Origin of the sequence: Leclercia sp. M50 (assembly GCF_037150775.1) — a bacterium.
In the GTDB taxonomy this organism is placed as follows: domain Bacteria; phylum Pseudomonadota; class Gammaproteobacteria; order Enterobacterales; family Enterobacteriaceae; genus Enterobacter.
In genome coordinates this window covers 1-3003 of record NZ_JBBCPK010000198.1, presented here as the reverse complement: position 1 = coordinate 3003, position 3003 = coordinate 1, and the positions used below count along the sequence as shown (strand labels likewise).

Annotated in this window: 5 protein-coding genes; 4 read left to right on the top strand and 1 reads right to left on the bottom strand. The window is 52.9% G+C overall.

Translation table 11 applies throughout. The annotated features are described in order from the left end of the window. Nucleotides 1-41: 41 nt before the first annotated feature. From ybfF to fur, 4 genes are all read left to right on the top strand, one after another. Nucleotides 42-815 carry an esterase gene (ybfF, locus tag WFM46_RS23385; protein WP_336998687.1) on the top strand — a complete coding sequence of 258 codons (774 nt, stop codon included), beginning with the start codon at nucleotides 42-44 and terminating at the stop codon, nucleotides 813-815. Nucleotides 816-943: 128 nt separating this feature from the next. Then, entirely contained in the window at nucleotides 944-1231 is a 288-nt protein-coding gene (gene ybfE, locus WFM46_RS23380) for a LexA regulated protein (protein ID WP_336998686.1), read from the top strand. 155 nt (nucleotides 1232-1386) lie between these two features. Continuing rightward, nucleotides 1387-1917 (top strand): flavodoxin FldA, encoded by a 531-nt coding sequence (gene fldA, locus WFM46_RS23375; protein WP_336998685.1) that lies wholly within the window; start codon nucleotides 1387-1389, stop codon nucleotides 1915-1917. Between the two features lie 290 nt (nucleotides 1918-2207). After that, complete coding sequence (fur, locus tag WFM46_RS23370; RefSeq protein ID WP_010428651.1) at nucleotides 2208-2654, top strand: ferric iron uptake transcriptional regulator; 447 nt, start codon at nucleotides 2208-2210, stop codon at nucleotides 2652-2654. A gap of 155 nt (nucleotides 2655-2809) precedes the next feature. On the opposite strand, the gene chiQ is transcribed toward fur, so the two are convergent. Continuing rightward, the coding region (gene chiQ, locus WFM46_RS23365) for a ChiQ/YbfN family lipoprotein (protein ID WP_336998684.1) at nucleotides 2810-3003 on the bottom strand (194 nt) is incomplete at its 5' end.

The following is a 3003-nucleotide window of genomic DNA, read 5'->3' as shown; positions in this document are numbered from 1 at the left end:
ATGATACCCTAACCTGATATACGTAAAAAAAGAACTTTGCCATGAAATTGAATACCCGAGCGCAATCTGCACAATCGCCGCACAATAATTCTCCCATCGTCCTGGTACATGGTCTGTTTGGTAGTCTGGATAATCTTGGCGTACTGGCACGGGATCTGGTGCAGGATCACGCGCTGGTGCAGGTGGATATGCGCAACCATGGCCTGTCGCCGCGCTCGCCGCAGATGACCTACGCCGATATGGCCCAGGATCTGCTGGATACGCTGAATGAGCATAATATTGAAAAAGCGACCCTGATTGGTCACTCCATGGGTGGCAAAGCGGTGATGGCGCTGACGGCGCTTGCGCCGGAGCGCATCGCGGGCCTGGTGGTGATCGACGTGGCGCCGGTGGATTACGATGTGCGCCGCCATGATGAGATCTTCGCCGCTATCAACGCCGTCACGGACGCTGGCGTTAGCACCCGCCAGCAGGCTGCCGCGCTGATGCGTGAGCATCTGAACGAAGAAGGCGTGGTGCAGTTTCTGCTGAAATCCTTCGTCGACGGCGAATGGCGCTTTAACGTGCCGGTGCTCTGGGATCAATATGACCAGATCGTCGGCTGGCAGCCGGTGCCGGCGTGGCCGCATCCGACGCTGTTTATTACCGGCGGCAACTCCCCGTATGTAACCGAAGCGTATCGCGATGCGCTACTGACGCAATTCCCTCAGGCGCGTGCGCATGTCATTGCCGGCGCCGGACACTGGGTTCATGCCGAAAAACCGGACGCGGTGCTGCGCGCTATCCGTCGTTACCTCGCTGACACGGCAAATTGATTAAAAAGAGAGCGACTGGTCGCCAGCGGGCCTCCAGTCGTTGGCGTGCCGTTTTCGGTGATGTATGATGGCGCGCTTATCGCCCGGGCATTAGCAGGGTGTCTTGTTTCCCCCGAAGTCTCAAAATCATGGCCAAAGAACACACGGACCGCACGACATTAGATCTGTTCGCGAATGAGCGTCGCCCGGGACGACCGAAAACCAATCCGCTTTCGCGTGATGAACAGCTGCGCATCAATAAGCGCAATCAGCTTAAACGCGATAAAAGCCGCGGGCTTAAACGCGTCGAGCTGAAACTGAACGCTGAAGCCGTCGATGCGCTGAACGAGCTGGCGAATGCCCGTGATATCAGCCGCAGTGAGCTGATTGAAGAGATGCTGATTGCGCAGCTCGAGAGATGGCACGGCAAAGCGTAAGTCAGAAAACTCCCCTTCTTATTGCTTTCATGTAGCACAGAGTGCAGTCCTGGGTGATTGCAGTTTCCGCAGGCTTCTCTGTTCTGCTATGATTGCCCTTATCCGTGGCTAAATTGCGCCACCATACCATTAAGTTTCAAGAGGTTATTTTACTCATGGCAATCATCGGCATTTTTTTTGGCAGCGACACGGGTAATACCGAAAATATCGCAAAAAACATTCAAAAACAGCTAGGTAAAGACGTTGCCGATGTGCATGACATTGCGAAAAGCAGCAAAGAAGATATCGAAGGCTACGATATCCTGCTGCTGGGCATCCCTACCTGGTACTACGGTGAGGCGCAGTGCGACTGGGACGATTTCTTCCCGTCTCTGGAAGAGATCGATTTCAACGGCAAACTGGTTGCCCTGTTCGGCTGTGGCGATCAGGAAGATTACGCAGAGTACTTCTGCGACGCTCTCGGCACTATCCGCGATATCATTGAGCCGCGCGGCGCCGTAATCGTTGGTCACTGGCCAACTGCTGGCTACCACTTCGAAGCCTCTAAAGGTCTGGCCGATGATAACCACTTCGTAGGTCTTGCCATCGATGAAGATCGCCAGCCTGAACTGACCGCTGAGCGCGTAGAGAAATGGGTTATGCAGGTTCGCGAAGAGCTGCACCTCGACGATATTCTCAACGCCTGATCACACTGCGGCGCAACGCCATAGTTGCGCCGCATTGATAGGTAATATCAATCAAAATAATTGCTACAAATTTTTAACTTTTCCTGCCATACCTGTACAATGATCCAGGTTCAAACGGGTCACCCTGTAACAAGTTTGTTGGCGGTACCACGTTTTTATAAGCATACTTTACTTGAGACTTGCAGTTTTCATTAGGTCATGGCAGTTCTATAGTGAGACGCATTTCCCAGGTGCATTTTCTGTCACTTCTTCTTTAGAAGTGAATCGTTTAGCAACAGGACAGATTCCGCATGACTGACAACAACACCGCATTAAAGAAGGCCGGACTGAAAGTCACGCTTCCACGGTTAAAAATCCTGGAAGTGCTTCAGGGTCCGGATAACCATCATGTCAGTGCGGAAGACTTATACAAGCGTCTGATCGACATGGGCGAAGAGATTGGTCTGGCGACCGTTTACCGTGTACTGAACCAGTTCGACGATGCAGGCATCGTGACGCGTCACAACTTTGAAGGCGGGAAATCCGTATTTGAACTGACGCAGCAGCATCACCACGATCACCTGATTTGCCTGGATTGCGGCAAAGTGATCGAATTCAGCGACGACTCTATCGAATCACGTCAGCGTGAAATTGCCGCCCGTCATGGCATTCGTCTGACCAACCACAGTCTCTACCTCTATGGCCACTGTGCCGAAGGCGACTGCCGCGAAGATGATCACGCGCACGACGCGAAATAATTCATCCGCCTGCTCCGAGCCAACCTGACGGTTGGCTTTTTTATGCCTGTCATAATGTAAAAAGCCCGGTGGCGCTGCGCTTACACGGGCCTACGGGTGATTTCACCCTGGTAGACCCGGTGAGCATCGCGCCACCGGGCGTTAAAAACAGCGAATTACTTACTGTTATTACTGCGAATTTCCTGCCAGATTTTGTCGCAATTTTTGGTCACGTCCTGATTGTTACCCGTTTTGCGCGCCATAATACAGGCTTGGTAATCCGCCACTCGCACGCTTTCCTGGGTGGCAAACTGTTCGTGCTTCTTCTCCTGGCGCAGCACGTTCAGCACGCTCTGGCAGGCTTCGATTT

What these genes read in the sequence shown, in the direction of transcription:
- ybfE (WP_336998686.1), top strand. Translation starts at nt 944, where the DNA reads ATGGCCAAAGAACACACGGACCGCACGACATTAGATCTGTTCGCGAAT.
- ybfF (WP_336998687.1), top strand. Translation starts at nt 42, where the DNA reads ATGAAATTGAATACCCGAGCGCAATCTGCACAATCGCCGCACAATAAT.
- fldA (WP_336998685.1), top strand. Translation starts at nt 1,387, where the DNA reads ATGGCAATCATCGGCATTTTTTTTGGCAGCGACACGGGTAATACCGAA.
- fur (WP_010428651.1), top strand. Translation starts at nt 2,208, where the DNA reads ATGACTGACAACAACACCGCATTAAAGAAGGCCGGACTGAAAGTCACG.